The organism is Mobilicoccus caccae, from assembly GCF_030161635.1.
GTDB classification, from domain to species: Bacteria; Actinomycetota; Actinomycetes; order Actinomycetales; family Dermatophilaceae; genus Mobilicoccus; species Mobilicoccus caccae.
Genome location: NZ_BSUO01000001.1, coordinates 1,706,585 through 1,730,509, shown reverse-complemented (window position 1 = coordinate 1,730,509; position 23,925 = coordinate 1,706,585). Strand labels below are relative to the sequence as shown.

The following is a 23,925-nucleotide window of genomic DNA, read 5'->3' as shown; positions in this document are numbered from 1 at the left end:
CACTGTGCTCCCGCGCGCGCGGGAGCGCCCAGGACCTTGGTCATGACTGATCGGCCACATCCGATCCGCCTGCCGGACACACGCTCCGAGCCCCCGGCCTGCGGCCTCGCGTCGACGGAAGGCCACGGGGCGCAGTTAGGCTGACCCCACCATGTTGAGCCGTTTCGCGCAGGCGTTCGTCCGCCGCCTCCTCACCCCCTGGCACGACTCCTCCTCAAGATCGGGATCGGTCCCGACACCGTGACGGTCGTGGGGACCATCGGCGTCGTCGCCGGAGCGCTGTGGTTCTACCCGCGCGGTGAGTTGTGGTGGGGCACCCTCGTCATCACGCTGTTCGTCTTCTCCGACACCCTGGACGGGACGATGGCGCGGCTGTCCGACCGCACCAGCCCCTGGGGTGCGTTCCTCGACTCGACCCTCGACCGGTTCGGTGACGCCGCCGTGTTCGGTGGCCTGCTGCTGTACTTCGCCTCTCGCCCCGACGGTCACCGCACGGCCTGGTTCGCCCTGGCCTGCCTCGTGTTCGGGTTCATGGTCAGCTACGCCCGCGCCCGCGCGGAGGGTCTCGGCCTGGAGGCCAAGGGCGGCATCGCCGAACGCGCCGACCGGCTCGTCGTCGTGCTCGTGGCCACCGGTCTGACGGGCCTGTTCGGGTGGCCCGACATGGTGCTCACCGTCGTCCTCGCGCTGCTGGCCCTCGCCAGCGCCGTCACGGTCGTGCAGCGCATGCTCGCCGTGCGGCGCCAGGCACTGAGAACCGCCTGACCGGCACCCGCCCCGGCCGTAGACTCGCCAAGCCGCAGCGCAGACCGTCGCTGCGGTTCCGCCGACCTGAAGAGAGTCACCGTGACCCCGAGCGACACCCCTGGTTCCGCCACCACCACCAGCACGACCGGCACGGCCCGCGTCAAACGGGGCATGGCCGAGATGCTCAAGGGCGGCGTCATCATGGACGTCGTCACCGCCGAGCAGGCCAAGATCGCCGAGGACGCCGGTGCCGTCGCCGTCATGGCACTCGAACGGGTGCCCGCCGACATCCGCGCCCAGGGCGGCGTCTCGCGCATGAGCGACCCCGACATGATCGACGGCATCATCGAGGCCGTCTCCATCCCCGTCATGGCCAAGGCCCGCATCGGGCACTTCGTCGAGGCACAGGTGCTGCAGAGCCTCGGGGTCGACTACGTCGACGAGTCCGAGGTGCTCACCCCCGCCGACTACGAGAACCACATCGACAAGTGGGCCTTCACCGTGCCGTTCGTCTGCGGCGCGACCAACCTCGGCGAGGCCCTGCGCCGCATCACCGAAGGCGCGGCGATGATCCGCTCCAAGGGCGAGGCCGGCACCGGTGACGTCTCCAACGCCACCACGCACATGCGCAAGATCCGCGGCGAGATCAACCGGCTGCGCACGATGGAGACCGACGAGCTGTACGTCGCCGCCAAGGAACTGCAGGCGCCGTACGACCTCGTCAAGGAGGTCGCCGAGGCCGGCAAGCTGCCCGTGGTCCTCTTCACGGCCGGTGGCATCGCCACCCCGGCCGATGCCGCGATGATGCGCCGGCTCGGCGCCGAAGGCGTGTTCGTCGGCTCGGGCATCTTCAAGTCCGGCAACCCCGCCCAGCGCGCGGCGGCCATCGTCAAGGCCGCGACCTTCTACGACGACCCCGACACGATCGCCCAGGTCAGCCGTGGTCTGGGGGAGGCCATGGTCGGCATCAACGTCGACGACATCCCCGTGCCGCACCGCCTCGCGCAGCGGGGTTGGTGACTCCTCCCGCCCACCGCACACTCACGCCGAAACCGCCGCCGATAGGTGGCGGTTTCGGCGCGTTCCGGGGCTTGCATCCCGAGCCCACGTGCCGATGGGCGGGTATGACCCACAACGACGTCCCCCACGATCGCTTCGAGTACCAGGAGATGATCGTCGGGATCGCGCACCGCCGTACCGGCCCCACGAACTTCCGCCGCTTCACCACCCGTCACGGGCACAGCCTGCAGATCGGTGAGGTGCGCTCGCCGATGGCCGCGCTCAACGAGATGGGCGACGAGGGCTGGCAGGTCGTCCGCGAGCAGCCCGTCGTGCACGAGCAGCACCCGTGGGTGGTCGCCGAGTTGCAGGAGGCCGACGCCGACGTCGTCAGCGTGTCGAGTTCTCGGGAGTACCTGCTGGTGCGCCGGGTTCGTGCCGGCGAGGCGCAGGCGTCGTAGGCGCTCCGGCGTGAGGGGTAGTCTTCGCGCTCGTGACCACTCCCAGGATCGGTGTCCTCGCAGTTCAGGGTGATGTACGTGAACACGCCGCCGCGTTGAGGGCATGTGGCGCCGAGGCCGTGCTCGTGCGTCGCCCGGCCGAACTCGACGCACTCGACGGGATCGTCCTGCCGGGAGGCGAGTCCACGACGATCGACAAGCTCATGCGGGCCTTCGGCCTCTTCGAGCCGCTCGCGGACCGGATCGCCGCGGGCCTGCCGGTGTTCGGGTCGTGCGCGGGCATGATCCTGCTCGCCGACCGCCTCGTCGAGGCCCACCGGGGCCAACGCACCCTGGGCGGCATCGACATGCTGGTCCGGCGCAACGCCTTCGGGCGTCAGGTCGACTCCTTCGAGGCGGATCTCGAGGTGGCCGACGCGCGCTTCACCTCCCCGGTGCACGCGGTCTTCATCCGGGCGCCGTGGGTCGAGGAGATCGGCGCCGGGGTCGAGGTGCTGGCGTCGGTGGACTTTGGTGGCGGGTCGCGGCCGGTGGCGGTCCGTCAGGGACGCGCACTCGCGACCTCCTTCCACCCCGAGGTCACCGGGGACCTGCGTTTCCACGAGATGTTCGCGCGGATGACGCGGTAGCGGGCGCTCCCGCTTTCGGGCATGGTTTCGACGGAGGCGGAGCCGACCCTTAGGATTCGACGAGGTTTCGACGAGTTTCACGGGGGACGACGACCCCGAGACGCGTTCTCCCCGATGGTCGAGGGCGCGACACCGCACAGCGACGGACAGGGAGATCACGATGAGCGGTCACTCCAAGTGGGCGACGACCAAGCACAAGAAGGCGGCGATCGACGCCAAGCGCGGCAAACTCTTCGCCAAGCTCATCAAGAACATCGAGGTCGCCGCCCGCACCGGCGGCGGTGACATCAACGGCAACCCGACCCTCTTCGACGCCGTCCAGAAGGCCAAGAAGAGCTCGGTGCCCAACGACAACATCGACCGCGCCGTCAAGCGCGGCTCCGGCGCCGAGGCCGGCGGCGCCGACTGGCAGACGATCATGTACGAGGGCTACGCGCCCGGTGGTGTCGCGGTGCTCATCGAGTGCCTCACCGACAACCGCAACCGCGCCGCCACCGAGGTCCGGGTCGCCCTCACCCGCAACGGCGGAAACCTGGCCGACCCGGGCAGCGTCTCCTACAACTTCGCCCGCAAGGGCGTCGTCATGGTGCCCAAGGCGCAGAAGGACGGCGAGATCGGCGAGGACTCCCTCCTCGAGGTCGTGCTCGACGCCGGCGCCGAGGAGGTCGAGGACTACGGCGACAGCTTCCGCATCCTGTCGGAGGCCACCGACTTCGTCGCGGTCCGCACCGCGCTGCAGGAGGCCGGCGTCGACTACGACAGCGCCGAGGCCGAGTTCGTCCCCAACCTCGTCGTCCCCCTCGACGCCGACGGCGCCCGCAAGATGATGCGGGTCATCGACGCCCTCGAGGACAGCGACGACGTGCAGAACGTGTACGCGAACGGGGACGTGAGCGACGAGGTCGCGGCCGAGCTGGACGAGGACCAGGACTGAGGTCTCCTCTCCCGGGTATGTCGTGACCGGTTGTCACCGGGTGTCCCCGTAGAGTGGCGATCGAACAACTGTTCGCCATCGACGAGGGGAGTGACGCATGCGCGTGTTGGGCGTCGACCCGGGGTTGACGAGGTGTGGTCTGGGTGTCGTCGACGGGGGCATGGGCCGGCCGCTGCGGATGGTGGCGGTGGGGGTCGTGCGGACGCCGGCCTCGGACGGGATCGGTGAGCGGCTGTTGGCGTTGCAGGTCGAGCTGGAGCGGTGGGTGGAGGAGTACTCGCCGGATGCGATCGCGGTGGAGCGGGTGTTCGCGCGGGGCGATGTGAGCACGATCATGGGGACGGCTCAGGCGAGTGCGATCCCGATGTTGGCGGCCGCGCGGCGGGGTCTGCCTCTGGCGATGCACACCCCTAGTGAGGTCAAGGCCGCGGTGACGGGCAACGGGCGGGCGGACAAGGCGCAGGTGACGTCGATGATCACGCGCATCCTCAAGCTGACCGAGGCGCCGCGTCCGGCCGATGCGGCGGACGCGTTGGCGCTGGCGGTGTGTCACGTGTGGCGTGGCGGTGCGCGGTCGCGGATCGAGGAGGCCGTGGCCGTGGCGGCCCGGCGTCAGGGTGTGGGAGGTCGTCGATGATCAGCAGTCTGTCGGGCACGACGCGGCACGTCGGGCTGGACCGGGTGGTCCTCGAGGTCGGCGGTGTGGGGTTCACGGTGTTCACGACGCCGACCACGGCCGCGGCCCACCACCTCGGGCGGGAGGCGACGCTCGCGACCTCTCTCGTGGTGCGCGAGGACTCCCTGACGTTGTTCGGGTTCGGATCCGGCGACGAGCGCGACCTGTTCGAGACGGTGCAGACCGTCTCGGGGGTCGGGCCGCGCCTGGCGCTGGCGATGCTCGCGGTGCTTCCCCCGGACACGTTGCGCCGGGCCGTGTCCTCCGGTGACGTGGCCACGCTGACCAAGGTGCCGGGCATCGGCAAGAAGGGTGCCGAGCGCATCGTGCTCGAGTTGCGCGACAAGATCGCGGCCCCGCCGCAGGGCGCGGGGGCGCTACGGCGCCGGTGCCGGTCTCCGGCGATGCCACGCGGGACCCGGTGCGCGAGGCGCTCGTCGGTCTGGGATGGAACGCCAAGCAGGCGGATTCGGCCATCGACGCCGCGATCGCCCGCGAGGGTGAGGGCGCCGGCGTGCCCGGCCTGCTCAAGGCGGCACTGCGGGAGCTCGGCCGATGACCGGTCCGGACGTCGACCCCTCCCCGGAGCCGGAGTGCGCCGACGGCTCCTACGACGCGACCGCGCGCATCGTCGACCCGTCGATCGAGGGGGACGAGGAGCGCGTCGAGGCGGCACTGCGACCCCGGCGGCTCTCGGAGTTCCCCGGACAGCCGCGGGTGCGTGAGCAGCTGGCGCTCGTGCTGGAGGCCGCCCGTCGCCGCGGCGCCCCACCGGACCACATCCTCCTGTCCGGGCCGCCCGGCCTGGGCAAGACGACGCTGGCCATGATCACCGCGGCCGAACTCGAGGCGCCGATCCGCATCACGAGCGGGCCCGCGATCCAGCACGCCGGGGATCTCGCGTCGATCCTGTCCTCGCTCACCGAGGGCGAGGTGCTGTTCCTCGACGAGATCCACCGCATGAGCCGCCCGGCCGAGGAGATGCTCTACCTGGCCATGGAGGACTTCCGCGTCGACATCATCGTCGGCAAGGGGCCCGGGGCCACGGCGATCCCGCTCGAGCTCGCGCCGTTCACGGTCGTCGGGGCGACGACCCGCGCCGGGCTGCTCCCCGCGCCGTTGCGTGACCGCTTCGGGTTCACCGGTCACCTCGACTTCTACGACACCCGCGATCTGGAGACGATCCTCGTGCGCTCGGCGGGCCTGCTGGGCATCGAGGAGGACGCGGCCGGCATCCACGAGATCGCCCGCCGATCGCGGGGCACACCGCGCATCGCCAACCGTCTGCTGCGGCGGGTGCGGGACTGGGCGCAGGTGCACGGGAGCCACATCGTCGACCTCGGCGCCGCGGAGGCCGCGCTCGCGCTGTTCGACGTCGACGAACGCGGACTCGACCGGCTGGACCGCGCCGTGCTCGAGGCGTTGTGCAGCCGCTTCGCGGGTGGACCGGTGGGGTTGTCCACCCTCGCCGTGGCCGTGGGGGAGGAGTCGGACACCGTCGAGACCGTCGCCGAGCCGTACCTGGTGCGCGAGGGGTACATGCTCCGCACCCCGCGCGGCCGGATGGCGACGGCACGCACGTGGGAACACCTCGGTCTGCGGCCCCCCGCCTCCACCGCTGCCGGCCTGCAACAGGCGCTCCCGATCGAGGATCCGGCCCTGCCGCAGCAGGGCGACTGAGCTGCGAGGACACGCGCGCGACGGGGATCTCCCGCGCCCGATGCGCGCGGCGTGTTGGCGTATGACGATGAGCGTCACCTAAACTCGATGAGGCGCTCCTTGATCGGAGGGCCGTCTGGTGAGGCGAGGGGGTGCCCGCCGGTTCGACCGAGGGCGCCGCGCGTGACGGGGTGCCCACCACGACGACGAGGATCTCGATGGATTCACTGCTCGGCCTGCTGCCCTTGCTGCTCCTGGTGGCGCTGATGATCTGGATGATCGTCTCCCAACGCCGCCGCCAGCGTGAGGTGGCGCAGATGCAGGCGTCCCTCGCCGTCGGTGACGAGGTACTCACCGTGGGCGGGATCATCGGACGGCTCGTCTCCGTCGAGGGTCCCGTGCTCGGCCTCGAGGTCAGCCCCGGCGTGGTCGTGCGCGTCGACCGCCGCACGGTCTCCGGTCGCACCAGCGACGTCCCGGCGTTCGGCACGACCGGCCTCACCGATCCCACGCACGACACGACGCACGAGGACACGACGGGACCCACGGACGACGTCCGCTCGGACCGTCCCGACACTCCGCGACAGGACTGAGCATGGCCAAGGTGAACACCCGATCGGCCTGGCGATCCCTGGCCGCGATGGCCGCGATCCTGCTGGCCCTGGCGATCGCCGTGGGTTCGGCGGTCCAGTGGGGCGGGGGTCAACCGACCCCCAAGCTGGGTCTGGACCTCGAGGGCGGCACGCAGATGGTGCTGGCGCCCCAGGTGGGTGAGGGACAGAGCGTCAACGAGCAGCAACTGGCCCAGGCGGTCGACATCATCCGCGCCCGCGTCGACGGCCAGGGTGTGGCCGAGGCCGAGGTCGCCACGCTGGGCAGCAACGTCGTCGTGGCCGTGCCCGGTGAGATGAACCGCGAGCAGGAGGAGGCGCTGCGGCAGTCGTCGCAGATGCGTTTCCGGCCCGTGCTCGCGGTGCTCCCCGCGCAGCAGGCGCCGGCGCCGACGCCCGGCGTCACGGGCGAGCCCACCGAGGCCCCGACCGGCGATGCCACCGAGACCGTCGCTCCGACGGGATCGCCCAGCCCCGCCGCCACGCCGACCGGGTCCCCGACGGCGTCCGGCACACCGGCCGAGCCCGCCCCCACCACGACGGCCGACGTCGTCGCACCCCAGGCGCTCACCCGCGCCGGTGCTCCGGCCGTCGACGCCACCCCGAGCCCGACCCCCACGAGCACGGAGTCGCCGGCCGCCTCCGAGCCCGCCGCGGAGCCCACGACCCCGGCCTCGGACCCGACCGCCCTGCTGCACCAGCCCAAGCTGGAGGAGGTCGCTCCGGGGCTCACCCGCATCACGGCGGCCGATCGTCAGGACCCGCAGAAGCTCATCGAGTACGCCACCAACGAGGCGTGGATGTCGGTGCCGCAGTACATCGAGCAGATCCAGGCCCTGGACTGCACGAAGCCGCAGGAGAGCGACTCCGCGGTCGACCCCGATCTCGCGACGGTCGCCTGTGACACCTCGGGTGCGGCCAAGTACCTGCTCGGCCCGTCGGTCATCGACGGCGACCAGCTCGCCGACGCCAGCGCCGGACCACGCACGAACAACCAGGGTCAGCCGATGCCCGGCTACCAGGTCAACCTGCGCATGAAGGGTGAGGCGGTCGAGCCCTACCGCATCATCAGCACCTACATGCTCGGGCTGCAGGAGCCGCGCAACCAGCTCGCCACCGTGCTCGACGGCCGCGTGGTCTCGGCTCCCTACTTCCAGGGCCCGATCCCCGACGGTCAGGCCGCCATCAGCGGCGACTTCGACAACGATGGCGCGCAGGCGCTCGCCGACCAGCTCAAGTTCGGTGCGCTGCCGATGTCGTTCACCGTGCAGAGCTCGGAGCAGATCAGCCCGACCGTGGGCGCCGACCAGCTCCAGCTCGGGATCATCGCCGGTCTCATCGGACTCGGCCTGGTCATCGTCTACTTCTTCGTGCAGTACCGCGTGCTCGGCATCGTCACCACGGCCTCGTTGCTGCTCGTGGCGCTGGTGACCTACCTGCTGCTCACGCTGCTGGGCTGGCACTACAACCTGCGCCTGACGATGGCCGGTGTCACCGGTGCCATCGTGGCGATCGGAACGACCGCCGACTCGTTCATCGTCTACTTCGAACGTGTCCGCGACGAGGTCCGCGATGGGCGCGCGGTCGGATCGGCCGTGCTCACCGGGTGGGGACGTGCCCGCCGGACGATCCTCATCTCCGGCGCGGTCAACTTCCTCGCGGCCCTCGTGCTCTACATCCTCGCCGCGAGCAACGTGCGGGGCTTCGCGTTCATGCTCATGCTCACGACGATCATCGACCTCCTCGTCACGTTCCTCTTCACCTTCCCGATGCTGACGGTCCTCACCCGCACCACGTTCTTCGGTGAGGGCCACCCCATGTCCGGCTTGTCCGCCGAGAGTCTGGGCGTCGATCGTTCCCGGTACCTGGGGCGTGGTCGCTTCGGTCGCCCGGGGCAGCGCAACGGGTCCACGACAGCCGGTGGTTCCGGCGTGGGTGAGGCCGATGCCGATGCCGACCAGGTCGGCTCCACCCCGAGGAGGGACGCATGAGCCGGTTCAGCGACTTCGGTAACGACCTCTACACCGGGCGGCGCTCGATCGACTTCGTCGGTCGCGCCAAGCGGTGGTACACCGCCTCGCTCGTGTTGCTGCTGCTGACGGTCGGAGGCATGGCGATCCGGGGGTCAACCTCGGGATCGAGTTCACGGGGGTTCGGACTTCCGCGTGCCGGGGGTGAGCAACCTCGAGAACTTCGAGATGCGGGCCACCGACGTCATCCGCGAGGTCGGCAAGGTCGACCAGGCGTCGGTCACGCGGGTCGGTGCCGACGGTCTGCGCGTGCAGACCGAACGGTTCGACGACCGTCGCGCGATCGATGTACGCGACGGTCTGGCCCAGGAGTTCGGTGTACCCGGCGACACCGTCGCCAGCTCGGTCATCGGCCCCTCCTGGGGTGCGTCGGTGACCAACGACGCGATCCGGGCTCTGCTGCTGTTCCTCGTGCTCGTCTCGGTGGTGCTGGCGTTGTACTTCCGCACGTGGAAGATGGCGGTGGCCGCCCTGGTCGCGCTGGTGCACGACATCGTGTTCACCGTGGGCATCTACGTCCTCGCGGGCTTCGAGGTCACCCCGGCCTCGGCGATCGGATTCCTCACGATCCTCGGGTATTCGATGTACGACACGGTGGTCGTCTTCGACAAGGTGCGTGAGAACACCGACGACGCCTTCAGACGCGGGAATCTCACCTACGACGAGGCGAGCAACCTCGCTGTCAACCAGACCCTGGTCCGCTCGATCAACACCTCGGTCGTCGCGTTGCTGCCGGTGGCGGCCATCCTCATCCCGGCCTGGATCATCATCGGACCGGGCACGCTGCGCGACCTGTCGCTGGCGCTGTTCATCGGTATCGCCGTGGGCACCTACTCCTCGATCTGCATCGCCACGCCCCTGTTGGTGGACCTGCGCCGCCGGGAGAAGTCCGTGGTCGCCCTACGCGAACGGGTGGAGCGCAACCGCGTGACCGCACCGACACACGCGGAGGACGCCGGCACCACGGGTGTCGTCCAGGCGCCGGTCGGGGCGAGCGGTGGCTCCTCGGCGGTCGCCGTCGGCGAGAAGCCGGTCGTGTCCACCGACGGAGACGTGACGGCCACCGGCCGACCGATCCATCCTTACGCCCAGAAGGCGCAGCGCGGCGAGCGCAAACGGGCCTCCGAGCAGAAGAAGAAGGGCGAGAAGTAGGCGGTAGGGTCGGTGCTCGTGACCGAATCCCTCGCCTCGCTCGTCGCGTCCCGACTTCGGGACATTCCGGACTTCCCCGAACGGGGTGTGGTCTTCAAGGACTTCACCCCGCTGCTCGCCGATCATGACGCCCTGGCGGCGGTCGTCGAGGACGTCGTGGCCCGGTTCCGGGGCGACGTCGACGTGGTCGTCGGCATCGAGGCCCGCGGTTTCATGATCGGTGCGGCCACGGCCTATGCCCTCGGTGTCGGGTTCGTGCCGGTGCGCAAGGCGGGCAAGCTGCCCGCGGCGACCGAGTCCGCCAACTACGCGCTGGAATACGGCCACGCGACCATCGAGATCCACTCCGACGCGTTCACCTCCGGCACGCGCGTTCTCGTCATGGACGACGTGCTGGCCACGGGCGGCACGGCGGCCGCGACGTGCGATCTCGTCGAGCGGTTGGGTGGCGTCGTCGCCGGGGTCGACGTCGTCGTCGAGATCGCCGCCCTGGGCGGCCGCGAGGCCCTCGGGGCACGTCCGCTGCACGCACTCCTGCAGGTGTAGCCCGTAGACTGAACCGCATGAGCGTGACGGGTCAGCCGGAGTCGGGAGCAGCAGATGCGCCCGCCCGTACCCCTGCCTCGACGCCACCGCCGGCCACCGGGAGTTCGGTCGGAGCCAGCATGCGGGCGCGCCTGGCGCGGCTCGGATCACGGCACTACGCCCACCCCGAGCTGGAGCCGCTGCTGCGGGCCGTGCGTGCCACGCACCCCAAGGCCGACGTCTCGGTCATCGAGCGCGCGTTCGAGACAGCCGAGGAATGGCACAAGGGGCAACTGCGCAAGAACGGCGACCCCTACATCACGCATCCCCTCGCGGTGACGACGATCCTCGCCGAGCTCGGCATGCCTCCGACCACCCTGGCCGCGGCCATGTTGCACGACACGGTCGAGGACACCGGGTACGCCCTCGACGCGCTGCGTGAGGAGTACGGCGACGAGATCGCGATGCTCGTCGACGGCGTCACCAAGCTCGACCGGGTCAAGTACGGCGACGCGGCGCAGGCCGAGACCGTGCGCAAGATGGTCATCGCCATGGCCCGCGACATCCGCGTCCTGGTCATCAAGCTCGCCGACCGGTTGCACAACGCCCGCACCTGGCGTTACGTGTCCGCGTCCTCGGCCTCCAAGAAGGCCCGCGAGACCCTCGAGATCTACGCGCCGCTCGCGCACCGACTCGGCATGAACACGATCAAGTGGGAGCTGGAGGACCTCGCGTTCGCCACGCTCTACCCCAAGGTGTACGACGAGATCGTGCGCATGGTGGCCGAGCGGGCGCCCGCGCGCGAGGAGTACCTCACCCAGGTCAAGAAGCAGGTGGGCGACGACCTCAAGGCGGCCCGCATCACGGCCACCGTCACCGGCCGCCCCAAGCACTACTACTCCGTGTACCAGAAGATGATCGTGCGCGGCCGCGACTTCGAGGACATCTACGACCTCGTCGCCGTCCGGGTACTCGTCGACTCGGTGCGCGACTGCTACGCGGCGCTGGGCACGATGCACGCGCGATGGAAGCCCATGCCGGGGCGGTTCAAGGACTACATCGCGATGCCCAAGTTCAACATGTACCAGTCGTTGCACACGACGGTCGTGGGGCCGGGCGGCAAGCCCGTGGAGATCCAGATCCGCACCCACACGATGCACCGCCGCGCCGAGTACGGCGTCGCCGCCCACTGGAAGTACAAGGAGGTCAGCGGCACCGTCGCCACCCCCGCCGTCGCGGCTCCGCCCTCGGGCGACCCCACCGACATGGCCTGGCTGCGGCAACTCGTCGACTGGCAGAAGGAGACCGCCGACCCCGGGGAGTTCCTCGATTCGCTGCGGTTCGAGATCAACGCCCAGGAGGTGTTCGCGTTCACGCCCAAGGGCGGGGTGATCGCGCTGCCGCTGGGGTCGACCCCGGTCGACTTCGCCTACGCCGTGCACACCGAGGTCGGGCACCACTGCATCGGCGGCCGCGTCAACGGACGGCTCGTGCCGCTGGAGTCGCGCCTCGAGAACGGCGACGTCGTCGAGATCCTCACGAGCAAGGCCGACGGCGCCGGCCCCTCGCGCGACTGGCTGACCTTCGTCAAGAGTCCCCGGGCGCGCAACAAGATCCGGCAGTGGTTCACCAAGGAACGCCGCGAGGAGGCCATCGAGGTCGGGCGCGAGGAGATCGCCAAGGCGATGCGCAAGCAGAACCTCCCGCTGCAGCGCATCATGAACGCCGGCACCCTCAGCGCGATCGCCGACGAACTCCGCTATCCCGACATCGACGCCCTGTACGCGGCGGTGGGGGAGAACAACGTCTCGGCGCAGAGCGTCGTGGAGAAGATCATCGCGGCACACGGCGGCGAGGACGGCGCCGAGGAGGACTTCGCCGAGGCGACACTGCCCGGGCTCCCCGGCCGCGGACGCCGCCGCAAGACCGACACCGGCGTCGTCGTCGAACAGACCTCCGGCGTGGAGACCAAGCTCGCCAAGTGCTGCACGCCGGTGCCCGGCGACGAGATCATGGGCTTCACCACGCGCGGCGGGTACGTGTCGGTCCACCGCACCAACTGCACGAACGCCGACGGTCTGCGAGCCCACCCCGAGCGGCTCGTCACGGTGTCGTGGTCGCCGTCGGCGGCGACCATGTTCCTCGTGCAACTGCAGGTCGAGGCCCTCGACCGCAGCCGGTTGCTCTCGGACATCACCCGAGTGCTGTCCGACCACCACGTCAACATCCTGTCGGCCGCGGTGCAGACCTCCCGTGACCGGCTCGCCATCTCCAAGTTCACCTTCGAGATGGGCGACCCGAGCCACCTCGAACACGTCATCAAGGCCGTGCGCCGCATCGACGGCGTCTTCGACGTGTACCGCGTCTCCGGGGTCAAGCAGCAGCCCGGCCAGTACGCCTCCTGACCGGGCCGCTGCCGAACGTGGTGACGGCGCTCAGCCGCCGAACTCCTCCAGCCCGGAGCGGGCCTGGGCGAGCCAGGCCTCGCGGGCCTCGAGGGCGTCCTTGGCCTTGGCGATCTTCGTGGTGTCGCCGCCGGCCTCGGCCTGGGCGAGGCTCTCACGCAGGGACTGCACGGCCGCCTCGAGCTGGGTGACCATGCTGTGGGCGCGCGCGGCGACCTCGGGGTCGGTGCGCTTCCACTTCTGCTGTTCGGCGTCGCGGATGGTCTGCTCGACCTTGCGCATGCCCTTCTCGATGCGTTCCATGGCCGAGCGGGGCACCTTGCCGGCGGCGTCCCACTTCTCCTGGATCGGGCGGAGCTTGGCCTTGGCGGCCTCGATGTCGGTGACGGGCAACAGGGCCCGGGCCTGCTCGAGCAGCTCCTCCTTGACCTTGAGGTTGGCCTCGAACTCCACGTTCTCGGCGGCGGCCACCTCGTCCTTGGCGGCGAAGAACGCGTCCTGGGCGGCCTTGAACCGCTTCCACAGGGCGTCGTCGTCGGCGCGGGCGGCGCGCCCGGCCTGACGCCACTGGTCCATGAGTCGCTTGAACGCGCCGGCCGTCTGACCCCAGTCGGTGCTGTCGCGCAGGGCCTCGGCCTGGGCGACGAGCTCCTCCTTGCGGGCCTTGGCCTCACCCTGGGTCGCGCCGAGCTGGGCGAAGTGGACGCGACGCATCTTGTCGAAGGAGTTGCGCGAGGAGGAGAGCCGGTGCCACAGGGCCTGTTCGGTCTCGCGGTCCAGCTTGGGTCCGCCACGCTGGGCGGACTTCCACTCCTCGAGCAGCGCGCGCATGCGGGCGCTGCTCGACTTCCACTGCACCTTCTCCTCGGGCTGGGCGGCGATCTTCTCGGCCTCCGCCACGATCGCCTCACGCACGGTCAGGGCCTCGGCCCGCGCCGCGGTGCGCTCCTGCGCCTCCGTGGTGCGCCGGACCTCCACGGCCGTCGCGATGTCCTCGATGCGCACGTACAGCGCGGGGAAGTCGCCGACGGCCCGCAGATCGCCGACCGCCTCGCGCAGGCGCGTCAGGCCGTCGGCGCCCTCCTTGGCGGACAGGTCGGTCTGGGTGACCCGCTGGTGCAGGAGCTCGGCCAGGGCCGCGACCTCGTCGAACTTGCGCCCGAAGTAGGCGAGGGCCTCCTCCGGCGTGGCGCCGGGGTAGGAGCCGACCTCGCGCTCCTCCTGGCCGATCCGCACGAACACCGTGCCGTCCTCGGCGACGCGCCCGAACTGCGACGGCGGCTGGGAGTGCGTGGCCACCGAAGGCGCGGGCGGCGGCGCCGGGGCCGCCGAGGGCGCGGGGGCTGGGGCGGGCGTGGGTGCGGGTGTGGGGGTGGGGGTCGGGACGGGAACGGGCACCTCGTCGGTCTCGACGGGGGTCGAGACAGCGGGAGGCTCGGGGGCGGGCTCCGGCTCCGTCTCGGACGCCGGCGCTGCCTCGGTCTGCGGTTCGACACCGGACTCGGTGGCGCCCTCTGCCGCGGTCGCCACACCGGCGGTCTCCTCGGGAGTCGCGGGTGCGATGTCGTCGGGGGCCGACCCGGCGTCGGGGGTGGCGTGGGCGGGGGCGGGAGTGTGCTCGGACAAAGCGGAGACCTTTGCGTCTGGACACCGTCGACGCCGCTGGGGCGTCGGACGGTTCGGAAGATGGTGCCGTCCTCACCACGATACTGGCCGACCAGGGGATTCGGGCAGGTCTACCGGCCGGACATCGCCGTCGGGACGGGGATCCACGGCGATTCCGGGGCGCCGTCTAGGCTGGGGGGCGTGTTCTTGATCGGATTCCCCGCCGCCGCGTTCGCGACCAACTGCTTCGTCGTCGCGCCGTCCGAGGGTGAGGAGTGCCTGATCATCGATCCCGGGGTCGGGGTCGTCGACCGGCTCTCCGAGGTGTTGCGCACCCACCGGCTCAAGCCTGCGGCCGTCCTGTTGACGCACGGACATCTCGACCACACCTACTCGGTGACGCCGGTGTGCGGTGAGCGTGACGTGGCCGCCTACATCCACACCGACGACCGGTATCGGTTGGAGAACCCCGCCGATCAACTCGGTGAGGAGCTGCGCCTCATGCTGACCGCGCAGTTCGGTGGGTTGGAGTGGACCGAACCCTCCGACATCGTCACGTTCTCCGACCGACAGAAGCTCGACCTCGCGGGGTTGTCCGTCGAGGTCGCGCACGCTCCGGGCCATACCGAGGGGTCCGTGCTGTTCACCGTCGAGCACCTGCCCGATTCGCTGCCGGAGGACTCCGGGCTGGCCCGCACGATCTTCGCGGGTGACGTCCTGTTCTCGGGCGGCATCGGACGCACGGATCTGCCCGGCGGTGACGACGCGGCGATGCAGGCGAGCCTGCGGGACGTGGTGCTCACCATGCCCGACGACTCCCTCGTCCTGCCCGGCCACGGGCCGGCGACGACCATCGCCCGTGAACGCACGGCGAACCCCTTCCTCGCCCACCTGACCTGAGCCGAACCCAGCAGAGGAAATGCGTTGAGCCAGAGCAAGATCATGCCCATGTCCGGCTTTCCCGAGTGGCTACCCGGCCAGCGTGCGGTCGAGCAGCACTTCCTCGACGTCATCCGGTCCACGTTCGAGCTGCACGGTTTCGCCGGTATCGAGACCCGCGCCGTCGAACCCGTCGACCGGCTGCTCGGCAAGGGCGGCGACGCCGACAAGGAGATCTACGGTCTCTCGCGTCTGGCGGCCGGCGAGGACGACGGCACGGGCCCTGACCTCGGGCTCCACTTCGACCTCACCGTGCCGTTCGCGCGGTACGTGCTGGAGAACTCCGGCAAGTTGACGTTCCCCTTCCGCCGCTACCAGATCCAGAAGGTCTGGCGCGGTGAGCGTCCCCAGGACGGGCGCTTCCGTGAGTTCATCCAGGCCGACATCGACATCGTCGACTCCGGCGAGCTGCCCTTCCACTACGAGGTCGAGTTGCCCCTGGTCATCGCCGACGCCTTCGCGCGGCTGCCGATCGGGCCTTTCCGCATCCAGGTCAACAACCGCAGGATCCCCGAGGGCCTCTACCTCGGGCTCGGGTTGTCGCCCGAGCAGGTCGTCCCCGTCCTGCGCATCGTCGACAAGATCGACAAGGTGGGCCCGCAGACCGTGGCGACGATGCTCACCGAGGCGGGTCTGAGCCCCGAGCAGGCCGCCACGTGCCTGGCGCTGGCCGAGATCAACGCGCCCGACTCCTCGTTCGCGGATCGCGTCCGGGCCCTGGGGGTGGAGCACCCCGTGCTCGAGGAGGGTCTGCTCGCCCTGTCGGCCGTCATGGACGCCGCGGCCGAGCACGCGCCGGGTCTGCTCGTGGCCGACCTCAAGGTGGCCCGCGGCCTCGACTACTACACCGGCACGGTGTACGAGACCCAGCTCGTGGGGCAGGAGTCCTACGGCTCGATCTGCTCCGGCGGGCGCTACGACGCGTTGGCCGACGACGGGCGCAACACCTATCCGGGCGTGGGGATCTCGATCGGCGTCTCCCGGTTGATGGCCAAGCTCATGCCCGGTCTGGAGGCGACCCGCGCGACGCCGACGGCCGTGCTCGTCGCGGTGACGAGCGAGGACGAGCGTCGGGAGTCGATGCGCGTGGCGGCCGCGTTGCGCGCCCGCGGTGTCGCCTGCGAGGTGGCTCCGGTCGCGGCCAAGTTCGGCAAGCAGATCAAGTTCGCCGACCGCCGCGGCATCCCGTTCGTGTGGTTCCCCGACACCGCCGGTCACTCGGTCAAGGACATCCGCAGCGGTGAGCAGGTGCCCGCCGACGCCTCGACGTGGACGCCACCGGCCGACGACCTGCGTGTCGGCATCCGCGAGGTCTGAACCCGGGGTGCCACGATGGGCGGGTGATGTACGCACTCACGCCCGCCCGTCGGAGCGCCCAGATCCTCGGTGACCTCACCGTCCTGCTCTGGTGCGCGGCGTGGATCTGGGCGGCCACGATCGTGCACGACCTGGTCCTCAAGCTCGCCGAGCCGGCGCAACGACTGCAGGTGGCGGCCGGGGAGTTCACCTCGGCGATGACCGACGCCGGCACGTCGGTCTCGCGCATCCCGCTGGCGGGGGACGAGTTGCAGGGCACGTTCGGCCGGATCGCGGCCGTGGGCGTCGAGGCCGACGCGGCCGGGGTGCGGTTCGAGCAGACGGTGCAGCATCTCGGGTTGGCCCTCGCCCTCGTGGTGGCGCTGGCCCCCGCCCTGGGTCTCGGCGTGCCGTGGCTGGTGATGCGCACGAGGTTCGCCCGCCGCGCGTCGGCGGCACGGCGGTTCCTCGACTCCGAGGCCGACCTCGACCTCTTCGCCCTGCGGGCGATGTCGCGACAGCCGCTGCCCAAGCTCGCGGCCATCTCGGCCGATCCCGTGTCGGCGTGGCGTCGCGGAGACACCGAGGTCGTGCACGCTCTGGCCGAACTCGAGCTGCGCAGCGTGGGGCTGAGGCCCCCGCCGGTCCGGGACCGGCGGTGACCCGGGCGCTGCCCGCGCAGTGGGCGTCGTGGCTGGCCCACCTGCGCATCGAGCGGGGTCTGGCGGCCAACACCCTGCGCAGCTACGAGCGCGATCTGCGCCGGTACGACGCCTACCTCGAACGGGCCGGCCGGGCGCAGGCCGGGGAGGTGACGCGCGCCGACGTCACCTCCTTCGTCGCCGCGGTACGCGAGGGCGGCGACGGGGGACGCCGCTGTCGGCCTCCTCGACCGCCCGCCTCCTCGCGGCGGTGCGCGGGTTCCACCGCTTCGCGCTCCTGGAGGGGATGACCGCCGAGGATCCCGCCGCCGACGTCTCGCCGCCGTTGTCGCCGCAGCGGCTGCCCAAGGCCGTGTCCGGCGACGAGGTGGAGCGGCTCATCGAGGCGGCGGGCGCCGCGCCCGAACCCGTCGGCCTGCGCGACCGCGCCCTGATCGAGGTGCTCTACGCCACGGGGGCCCGGATCAGCGAGGTCGTCGGCCTCGTCGTCGACGACCTGGGCGAGATCACCCTGCGCGAGGCGTCGCGGCTGCCCGAGATCCGCTTGGTCGGCAAGGGCGACAAGGAGCGGATCGTGCCGGTCGGCAGCTATGCGGCCCGAGCGCTCGAGGACTATCTCGTGCGGGGACGACCCGTCCTGGCCGGGCGGGGGAGGAGCCGGGCGGCGCAGCATCGGGTGTTCCTCAACACCCGTGGCGGGGCGCTGTCGCGGCAGAGCGCGTGGGCCGTCGTCGCGGGCGCGGCCGAGCGGGCCGATCTCGCGGGCCGGATCGGACCGCACACCCTGCGGCACTCCTTCGCGACCCATCTGCTCGACGGCGGGGCCGACGTGCGGGTGGTGCAGGACCTGCTCGGGCACGCGAACGTGACCACGACACAGATCTATACGCTCGTGACGGCGGCACACCTGCGCGAGACGTATGCCACCGCTCATCCGAGGGCACGCTGATAGCCTCGGGCGGGAACACCAGGGCAGGTCGTGCCCCCGCGAACGAAGTGAGGACGCAACGATGAGCGCGCATGAGACGCAGCCCGCGTATCCCTCCCCGGAGGTCGACGACGACGCGCGTGCGCTCCAGGACGACGAGCGCGCCTCCCGTGGACCGACGACCCTCGAGGGATTGGGCACGGGCAGCCAGGATCGTCTGCCCGGTACCGAGGCCTCGGGTCACATGGGCGTCACGGGCCGCCGGATGCCCGACTTCCCCGAGCCGCCGCCGCTGCAGACGCACGGCCCGGCGCGCGTCATCGCGATGTGCAACCAGAAGGGCGGCGTCGGCAAGACGACGACCACGATCAACCTGGGTGCCGCCCTGGCCGAACTCGGGCGCAAGGTGCTCCTCGTGGACTTCGACCCCCAGGGCGCCCTGTCGGTCGGCCTCGGCATCCGCGCGAACGACCTCGACCTGACCATCTACAACCTGCTCGTCGAGCGGGGTCACGACATCCGCGACGTCATCCGCAGCAGCCGCACCCCGGGTCTGGATCTGCTGCCGGCCAACATCGACCTGTCCGCGGCGGAGGTGCAGCTCGTCGGTGAGGTGGCCCGCGAGATGGTGCTCGCGCGTGTGCTGCGGCCCGTCCTCGACGAGTACGACGTCGTGCTCATCGACTGCCAGCCCTCGCTCGGCCTGCTCACGGTCAACGCGCTCACGGCCGCGCACGGCGTCATCATCCCCCTCGAGTGCGAGTACTTCGCCATGCGCGGGGTCGCCCTGCTCGTGGAGACCATCGAGAAGGTCACCGACCGGCTCAACCCCCGCCTGGAGATCGACGGCATCCTCGCCACCATGTACGACGGGCGCACGCTGCACAGCCGTGAGGTCGTGGGCAGCGTCGTCGACCACTTCCAGGACCGGGTGTTCCACACCGTCATCACGCGGACGGTCAAGTTCCCGGACGCCACGTTGGCGGCCGAGCCGATCACGACCTACGCCCCCGGTCACGGCGCCGCCGAGGCGTACCGCCAGTTGGCCCGCGAACTCATCGCCCGTGGCGGAGCCGCGTGAGGTCGTGGGTGGCGGTGCCGACCAGGTGAGGCCCGGCGCGGCCCCCGGCGGCGTCATCACCCGACGGGCCGCCGTCCAGCCGTTCGAGGTCCACCTCGAGGTCTTCTCCGGACCCTTCGACCTGCTGCTCGGCCTCATCGCCAAGCACCGCCTCGACCTTACCGAGATCGCGCTGGCCAAGGTCACCGACGAGTTCATCGCCCACATCCGCGCCCAACAGGCGGCCGACGCGGAATGGGACCTCTCCCAGGCCAGCGAATTCGTCCTCGTGGCAGCGACATTGCTCGACCTCAAGGCCGCCCGCCTGCTGCCCTCGCTCGACCCCGAGGAGGAGGACCTCGAACTCATCGAGGCCCGCGACCTGCTCTTCGCGCGGCTGCTGCAGTACCGGGCGTTCAAGGACGTCGCGGCATGGTGCGAGCACCGGATGGAGACGGCCGGGCGCATCGTCGCGCGGCAGGCCGAGCTCGAGCCGCAGTTCGCCGCGCTCCTGCCGGAACTCGTCCTCGGCATCACACCCGAGCACCTGGCGATGATCGCCGCCGACGCGCTCACCCGCACCCCGCCCCAGGTCGGGGTCGAGCACCTGCACCGGCCCCTGGTCAGCGTGCGAGAGCAGGCGCAGATCGTCGTCAGCCGTCTGCGCGCCGGGCGTCGCGTGGCGTTCCGCGACCTCGTGGCCGACGCCGACTCCACCCTCGTCATCGTCGCCCGGTTCCTCTCCCTGCTCGACCTGTTCCGCGAGGCCGCGGTCGTGTTCGACCAGCCCGAGGCCCTCGGCGACCTCACCGTCGAATGGACCGGGACCGAGGTCGGCGAGATCGAGGCCGGTGCCGACTTCGACGAGGAGGACACCACGACCCCCGCCGGATCCGAGGAGGAGCGATGAGCACCGAACCCGAGACCGACGTCGAGACGACGGTCGAGACAGAAGAGATCGACCTCGCCTCCATGCCCGGAGGCGCCCGGACCGCGATCGAGGCGGTCGTCATGGTCGTCGAGGAACCCGTCACCGAGGAGACGATCGCCCGCACCCTGGAGATCACCCCGCAGGAGGCGACCGCGCACCTGCAGTCCCTCGCAGGCGAGTACGACGACCAGGGTCGCGGATTCAGCCTGCGGCGCACGGGTGCCGGCTGGCGGGTGTACTCCCGCGCCGAGTACGCGCCGGTCGTGGAGCGGTTCGTCCTCGAGGGGCAGCGCGCGAAACTGTCCCAGGCGGCTTTGGAGACTCTCGCGGTCGTCGCGTACCGTCAACCGGTCTCGCGTGCGCGGATCTCCGCCGTGCGAGGCGTCAGCGTCGACGGTGTCGTGCGCACGCTCACGACACGCGGCCTCATCGAGGAGGTCGGAACCGACGCCGAACACGGTGCCGTCCTCTACGGCACCACCGACTACTTCCTCACCCGGCTGGGTCTGGGCTCGCTCTCGGAGCTGCCCGCGCTCGCGCCGTATCTGCCCGAGGGACACGCAGTGGACGAGATCGCCGAAAGGGGCGGAATATGAGCGACCGGAGCAGCGGGCGCCAGGGCGGTCGTTCTGGCGGAATCCCACGCAGTGGCGGCAACCCACGTAGCAGCGGAAAGGCCGGCAGCGCGGGAGGCAAGGGCCGGCGCAAGGCGGGGCCGAAGTCCCAGGTGCCTGGAGGTCCCGACCGCGGGTTCGGGTTCCGGCCGCCCAAGGGGACGCCCAAGCCGAAGCCGTCGCCGCACGACGTCGACGTGCACGACCCGAACGGTGTCCGGCTGCAGAAGCTGCTGGCCTCGGCGGGCGTCGGGTCGCGCCGGGCCTGCGAGACCCTCATCGGTCAGGGCCGGGTGGCCGTGGACGGCCAGGTCGTCACCGAGCTCGGTGTGCGGATCGACCCGGCGACGCAGACGGTGCACGTCGACGGCGAACGCATCCAGCTCGACGAGGACCGGCGCTACTTCGCGTTGAACAAGCCGCTGGGTGTCGTCTCGACGATGCAGGACGACCTCGGCCGGCCGTGCATCGGCGACCTCGTGGAGCAGCGGCCCGAGAGGCTGTTCCACGTGGGCCGTCTCGACGCCGAGACCGACGGGCTCATCCTCCTGACCAACGACGGCGAGCTGTCCAACCGTCTGCAGCACCCGTCCTACGGGGTGCCCAAGACGTACATCGCGCGGGTGCCCGGGCCGGTGGGGCGCGACGTCGGTCGGACCCTGCGGGCCGGCATCGACCTCGAGGACGGGCCCGTCGCGGTCGACTCGTTCCGGCTCGTGGACTCCGCCCCGGGCAAGGCCATCGTCGAGATCGTGCTGCACGAAGGCCGCAAGCACGTCGTGCGTCGCCTGCTCGAGGAGGTCGGCCATCCGGTGGAGACGCTGACCCGGGTGCAGGTCGGCCCGGTCCTCCTCGGCGATCTCAAGCCGGGCAAGTTGCGCCCGCTGAACAGCCGCGAGGTGGCCTCGCTGTACAAGGCCGCAGGTCTGTAGCCGATGTCTCGGCACGTCCGCATCGTCGGCACCGGGCTCATCGGCACGAGCATCGGGCTCGCGCTGCGCTCTCAGGGCATCCGGGTGAGCCTGGAGGACACCTCACCGACCGCCCGCACCCTGGCCCGCGATCTCGGGGCCGGAACGGTGGCCGCCGAGGACGAACCCGCGCCCGACATCGTCGTCGTCGCCGCGCCCCCCGATGTGGTGGCCACGGTCGTCGCCCGTGAGCTGGCGGCCCATCCGGGCGCCGTGGTGACCGACGTCGCCTCGGTCAAGTGGGCCGTCCTCGACGAGCTCTCGGCGGTGGGTGCGGACATCGCCCGGTACGTCGGCTCGCATCCGATGGCGGGGCGTGAACGCAGCGGTGCCATCGCCGGGCGTGCCGACCTGTTCCAGGGCCGTCCGTGGGTCGTGGTCGGGCATCCGGGGAGTCGCTCGGAGGCCGTCGGCGCGGTCACCGACCTGGCGCGGCTCACGGGAGCGGCGCCGGTCGCCATGCCCGCTCGCGAGCACGACGAGGCGGTCGCGGCCGTGTCGCACGTCCCGCAGGTCGCCGCGAGCCTCGTGGCCGCCCGGCTGCGCGAACTGTCCACCGACGCCGTGGGCCTGGCCGGGCAGGGGGTGCGCGACGTCACGCGGATCGCGGCCAGCGACCCGACCCTGTGGACCCAGATCCTCGTGGGCAACGCGGCGGCGGTCGCCGCCGTGCTGCGGGACATGCAGAGCTCGTTGACCGGCGTGATCGGCGCGCTCGACGACCTGGCCGAGGACCCGGACGCGGATGCTCCCGGTGCGCGCGCGACGCTCGCCGCGCTCATGGCCGAGGGGAACGCCGGGCACGCCCGCATCCCGGGCAAGCACGGCTCGGCACCGTCCACCTACGCCACCGTCACGGTGCTCATCCCCGACGAACCCGGTACTCTCGGGCGGCTGTTCGCCGACATCGGCGACGAGGGCGTCAACATCGAGGACGTGCGGATGGAGCACGCCGTGGGACGCCTCGTCGGCGTCGTCGACCTGCTCGTCAAGCCCGCGTCGGCGGATCCGCTCAAGGCCGGTCTGAGCGCCCGGGGGTGGAACATCACCGAGTGAGTCCCGCCCCCGGGCGGGGTGATCACTCGGCGAGGGCGCCGCTCTCGCGCCGGATCTGCTCCTCGAGGCTCGCGAGCTCCTCGTCGTCCTGCGTCGGGGTCTCGTCCAGACCCTCGGCCGCGGCCATGGTCGCCGCCACCGTCGAGGCCGCGTCCTCCTGCGCCTCCAGCGCCGTCTCCAGGGGGCCGGCACCTCGACCTGCGGGGTGGCGGGGACGGGGCGTCCGAGGTCGCCCATCCAGTCGAGCAGGGAGACGGTGCCGTCGGAGAGCCGGTAGGTGAGCCCCACCACGGCGAGGGTGCCGGCGGCGACGGCCTCGGCGATCACCGACGAACGGTTGAGCAGGCCGCGCACCGTCTGGCGCACGTGCTCCTCCATGACCTCACCCACGCACGTCGCACCGATCTCGGCACAGGCCTCGACGCTGGGGGAGACGCCGTCCACGAGGTGTCCGATGTAGCCGCCCGGGTGGGCGCCCGAGGCGGACGCGGCCAGGGTCGCGGCCACGGCGCCGCAACCCTCGTGGCCGAGCACCGCGAGAACGGGGGTGTGGCAGTGCAGGACTCCGTACTCGATGGTGCCGATGACCGTGTCGTCGAGGACGTGACCGGCGGTGCGCACGGTGAAGAGGTCACCCAGTCCGCGATCGAAGACGATCTCCGGGGGCACCCGCGAGTCCGAGCAGCTCAGGACCGCGGCGAAGGGGTGCTGCGAGGCGGAGATGTCGTGGCGGCGCCACAGGCTCTGGTGGGGGTGGCGGGGCCTGCCTGCGACGAACCGGGCGTTCCCGGTGGCGAGGAGTTGCCACGCGGCGGCGGGCGTGAGGGCAGAGGGGGCCGGAGCTGCGGACATGGGTCTCCTTCGGAAAAGGTGCAGCAGGTGTGGCGCCGGAGGAGGGGTCGTCGGCAGTGCTTCGGTGCACAGCCCTATCGTCACCGGCGCCGTGGCCCTGAGTGGGCCTCGATGTCACGGCTCGTCGGGGAGCAGGGCGAATCCGGTCGAAACCGGTCTTGATCCGCAGACCGCTCATGGGGT

The 23,925-nt window shown here is 71.1% G+C and carries 20 protein-coding genes and 4 pseudogenes; 22 read left to right on the top strand and 2 right to left on the bottom strand.

The features are described 5' to 3' along the window. The first annotated feature begins 151 nt into the window (after positions 1–151). The 13 genes and pseudogenes from pgsA (at position 152) to QQK49_RS08265 (ending at position 12,828) form a co-directional block, all read left to right on the top strand. Positions 152–765, top strand: a pseudogene (gene pgsA, locus QQK49_RS08325) (phosphatidylinositol phosphate synthase). Positions 766–846: 81 nt separating this feature from the next. Then, positions 847–1,767, top strand: a complete 921-nt coding sequence (gene pdxS, locus QQK49_RS08320) for a pyridoxal 5'-phosphate synthase lyase subunit PdxS (protein ID WP_284303526.1) — start codon at positions 847–849, stop codon at positions 1,765–1,767. 104 nt (positions 1,768–1,871) lie between these two features. Continuing rightward, on the top strand, positions 1,872–2,207 hold the full coding sequence (locus QQK49_RS08315) for a hypothetical protein (protein WP_284303525.1): 336 nt from the start codon (positions 1,872–1,874) through the stop codon (positions 2,205–2,207). Positions 2,208–2,239: 32 nt separating this feature from the next. Next, positions 2,240–2,836: a pyridoxal 5'-phosphate synthase glutaminase subunit PdxT gene (gene pdxT / locus QQK49_RS08310; RefSeq protein WP_284303524.1), complete on the top strand. Its 597-nt coding sequence runs from the start codon at positions 2,240–2,242 to the stop codon at positions 2,834–2,836. 160 nt (positions 2,837–2,996) lie between these two features. After that, positions 2,997–3,770: a YebC/PmpR family DNA-binding transcriptional regulator gene (locus QQK49_RS08305; protein ID WP_284303523.1), complete on the top strand. Its 774-nt coding sequence runs from the start codon at positions 2,997–2,999 to the stop codon at positions 3,768–3,770. Positions 3,771–3,867: 97 nt separating this feature from the next. Beyond that, entirely contained in the window at positions 3,868–4,407 is a 540-nt protein-coding gene (gene ruvC, locus QQK49_RS08300) for a crossover junction endodeoxyribonuclease RuvC (RefSeq protein WP_284303522.1), read from the top strand. Continuing rightward, positions 4,404–5,005, top strand: a pseudogene (gene ruvA, locus QQK49_RS23220) (Holliday junction branch migration protein RuvA). The gene ruvC and the pseudogene ruvA overlap by 4 nt, the downstream one beginning before the upstream one ends. Next, positions 5,002–6,126, top strand: coding sequence for a Holliday junction branch migration DNA helicase RuvB (gene ruvB / locus QQK49_RS08290; RefSeq protein WP_284303521.1), 1,125 nt, complete (start codon positions 5,002–5,004; stop codon positions 6,124–6,126). The pseudogene ruvA and the gene ruvB overlap by 4 nt, the downstream one beginning before the upstream one ends. 131 nt (positions 6,127–6,257) lie before the next feature. Next, the gene (gene yajC / locus QQK49_RS08285; RefSeq protein WP_284303520.1) at positions 6,258–6,698 is read left to right on the top strand and encodes a preprotein translocase subunit YajC; all 441 of its coding nucleotides are present in this window, start codon (positions 6,258–6,260) and stop codon (positions 6,696–6,698) included. A 2-nt stretch (positions 6,699–6,700) separates the two neighbouring features. Next, entirely contained in the window at positions 6,701–8,707 is a 2,007-nt protein-coding gene (gene secD, locus QQK49_RS08280; RefSeq protein ID WP_284303519.1) for a protein translocase subunit SecD, read from the top strand. Between the two features lie 183 nt (positions 8,708–8,890). Next, a complete protein-coding gene (gene secF / locus QQK49_RS08275) occupies positions 8,891–9,898 on the top strand; it encodes a protein translocase subunit SecF (RefSeq protein WP_284303518.1) in 1,008 nt (335 codons plus the stop codon). An 18-nt stretch (positions 9,899–9,916) separates the two neighbouring features. After that, positions 9,917–10,444 (top strand): adenine phosphoribosyltransferase, encoded by a 528-nt coding sequence (locus QQK49_RS08270; protein ID WP_284303517.1) that lies wholly within the window; start codon positions 9,917–9,919, stop codon positions 10,442–10,444. A 17-nt stretch (positions 10,445–10,461) separates the two neighbouring features. Then, entirely contained in the window at positions 10,462–12,828 is a 2,367-nt protein-coding gene (locus tag QQK49_RS08265; RefSeq protein WP_431310519.1) for a RelA/SpoT family protein, read from the top strand. A 30-nt stretch (positions 12,829–12,858) separates the two neighbouring features. Here QQK49_RS08265 and QQK49_RS08260 read toward each other — a convergent pair whose 3' ends face one another. After that, entirely contained in the window at positions 12,859–14,454 is a 1,596-nt protein-coding gene (locus tag QQK49_RS08260) for a DUF349 domain-containing protein (RefSeq protein WP_284303516.1), read from the bottom strand. A 180-nt stretch (positions 14,455–14,634) separates the two neighbouring features. Here QQK49_RS08260 and QQK49_RS08255 point away from each other — a divergent pair, with 180 nt between their 5' ends. The 9 genes and pseudogenes from QQK49_RS08255 (at position 14,635) to QQK49_RS08215 (ending at position 22,890) form a co-directional block, all read left to right on the top strand. Then, the gene (locus QQK49_RS08255) at positions 14,635–15,333 is read left to right on the top strand and encodes an MBL fold metallo-hydrolase (protein ID WP_284303515.1); all 699 of its coding nucleotides are present in this window, start codon (positions 14,635–14,637) and stop codon (positions 15,331–15,333) included. A 42-nt stretch (positions 15,334–15,375) separates the two neighbouring features. Continuing rightward, positions 15,376–16,689, top strand: coding sequence for a histidine--tRNA ligase (gene hisS / locus QQK49_RS08250; RefSeq protein ID WP_431310582.1), 1,314 nt, complete (start codon positions 15,376–15,378; stop codon positions 16,687–16,689). Positions 16,690–16,712: 23 nt separating this feature from the next. Further along, on the top strand, positions 16,713–17,330 hold the full coding sequence (locus QQK49_RS08245) for a hypothetical protein (protein ID WP_431310518.1): 618 nt from the start codon (positions 16,713–16,715) through the stop codon (positions 17,328–17,330). Beyond that, a pseudogene (locus tag QQK49_RS08240) lies at positions 17,327–18,279 on the top strand (site-specific tyrosine recombinase XerD). The gene QQK49_RS08245 and the pseudogene QQK49_RS08240 overlap by 4 nt, the downstream one beginning before the upstream one ends. A 223-nt stretch (positions 18,280–18,502) precedes the next feature. Next, positions 18,503–19,339: a ParA family protein gene (locus QQK49_RS08235; protein ID WP_284305853.1), complete on the top strand. Its 837-nt coding sequence runs from the start codon at positions 18,503–18,505 to the stop codon at positions 19,337–19,339. Then, a complete protein-coding gene (locus tag QQK49_RS08230; protein WP_284303513.1) occupies positions 19,323–20,228 on the top strand; it encodes a segregation and condensation protein A in 906 nt (301 codons plus the stop codon). The genes QQK49_RS08235 and QQK49_RS08230 overlap by 17 nt, the downstream gene beginning before the upstream one ends. Beyond that, entirely contained in the window at positions 20,225–20,845 is a 621-nt protein-coding gene (gene scpB, locus QQK49_RS08225; RefSeq protein ID WP_284303512.1) for an SMC-Scp complex subunit ScpB, read from the top strand. Before QQK49_RS08230 ends, scpB begins: the two co-directional genes overlap by 4 nt. Before the next feature lie 131 nt (positions 20,846–20,976). After that, a complete protein-coding gene (locus tag QQK49_RS08220) occupies positions 20,977–21,795 on the top strand; it encodes a pseudouridine synthase (RefSeq protein ID WP_348536138.1) in 819 nt (272 codons plus the stop codon). 3 nt (positions 21,796–21,798) lie between these two features. Further along, positions 21,799–22,890: a prephenate dehydrogenase gene (locus QQK49_RS08215; RefSeq protein WP_284303510.1), complete on the top strand. Its 1,092-nt coding sequence runs from the start codon at positions 21,799–21,801 to the stop codon at positions 22,888–22,890. A 264-nt stretch (positions 22,891–23,154) separates the two neighbouring features. Here the strand turns inward: QQK49_RS08215 and QQK49_RS08210 are convergent. Next, a pseudogene (locus QQK49_RS08210) lies at positions 23,155–23,742 on the bottom strand (carbonic anhydrase); the annotation flags it as partial. Positions 23,743–23,925: the final 183 nt, after the last annotated feature.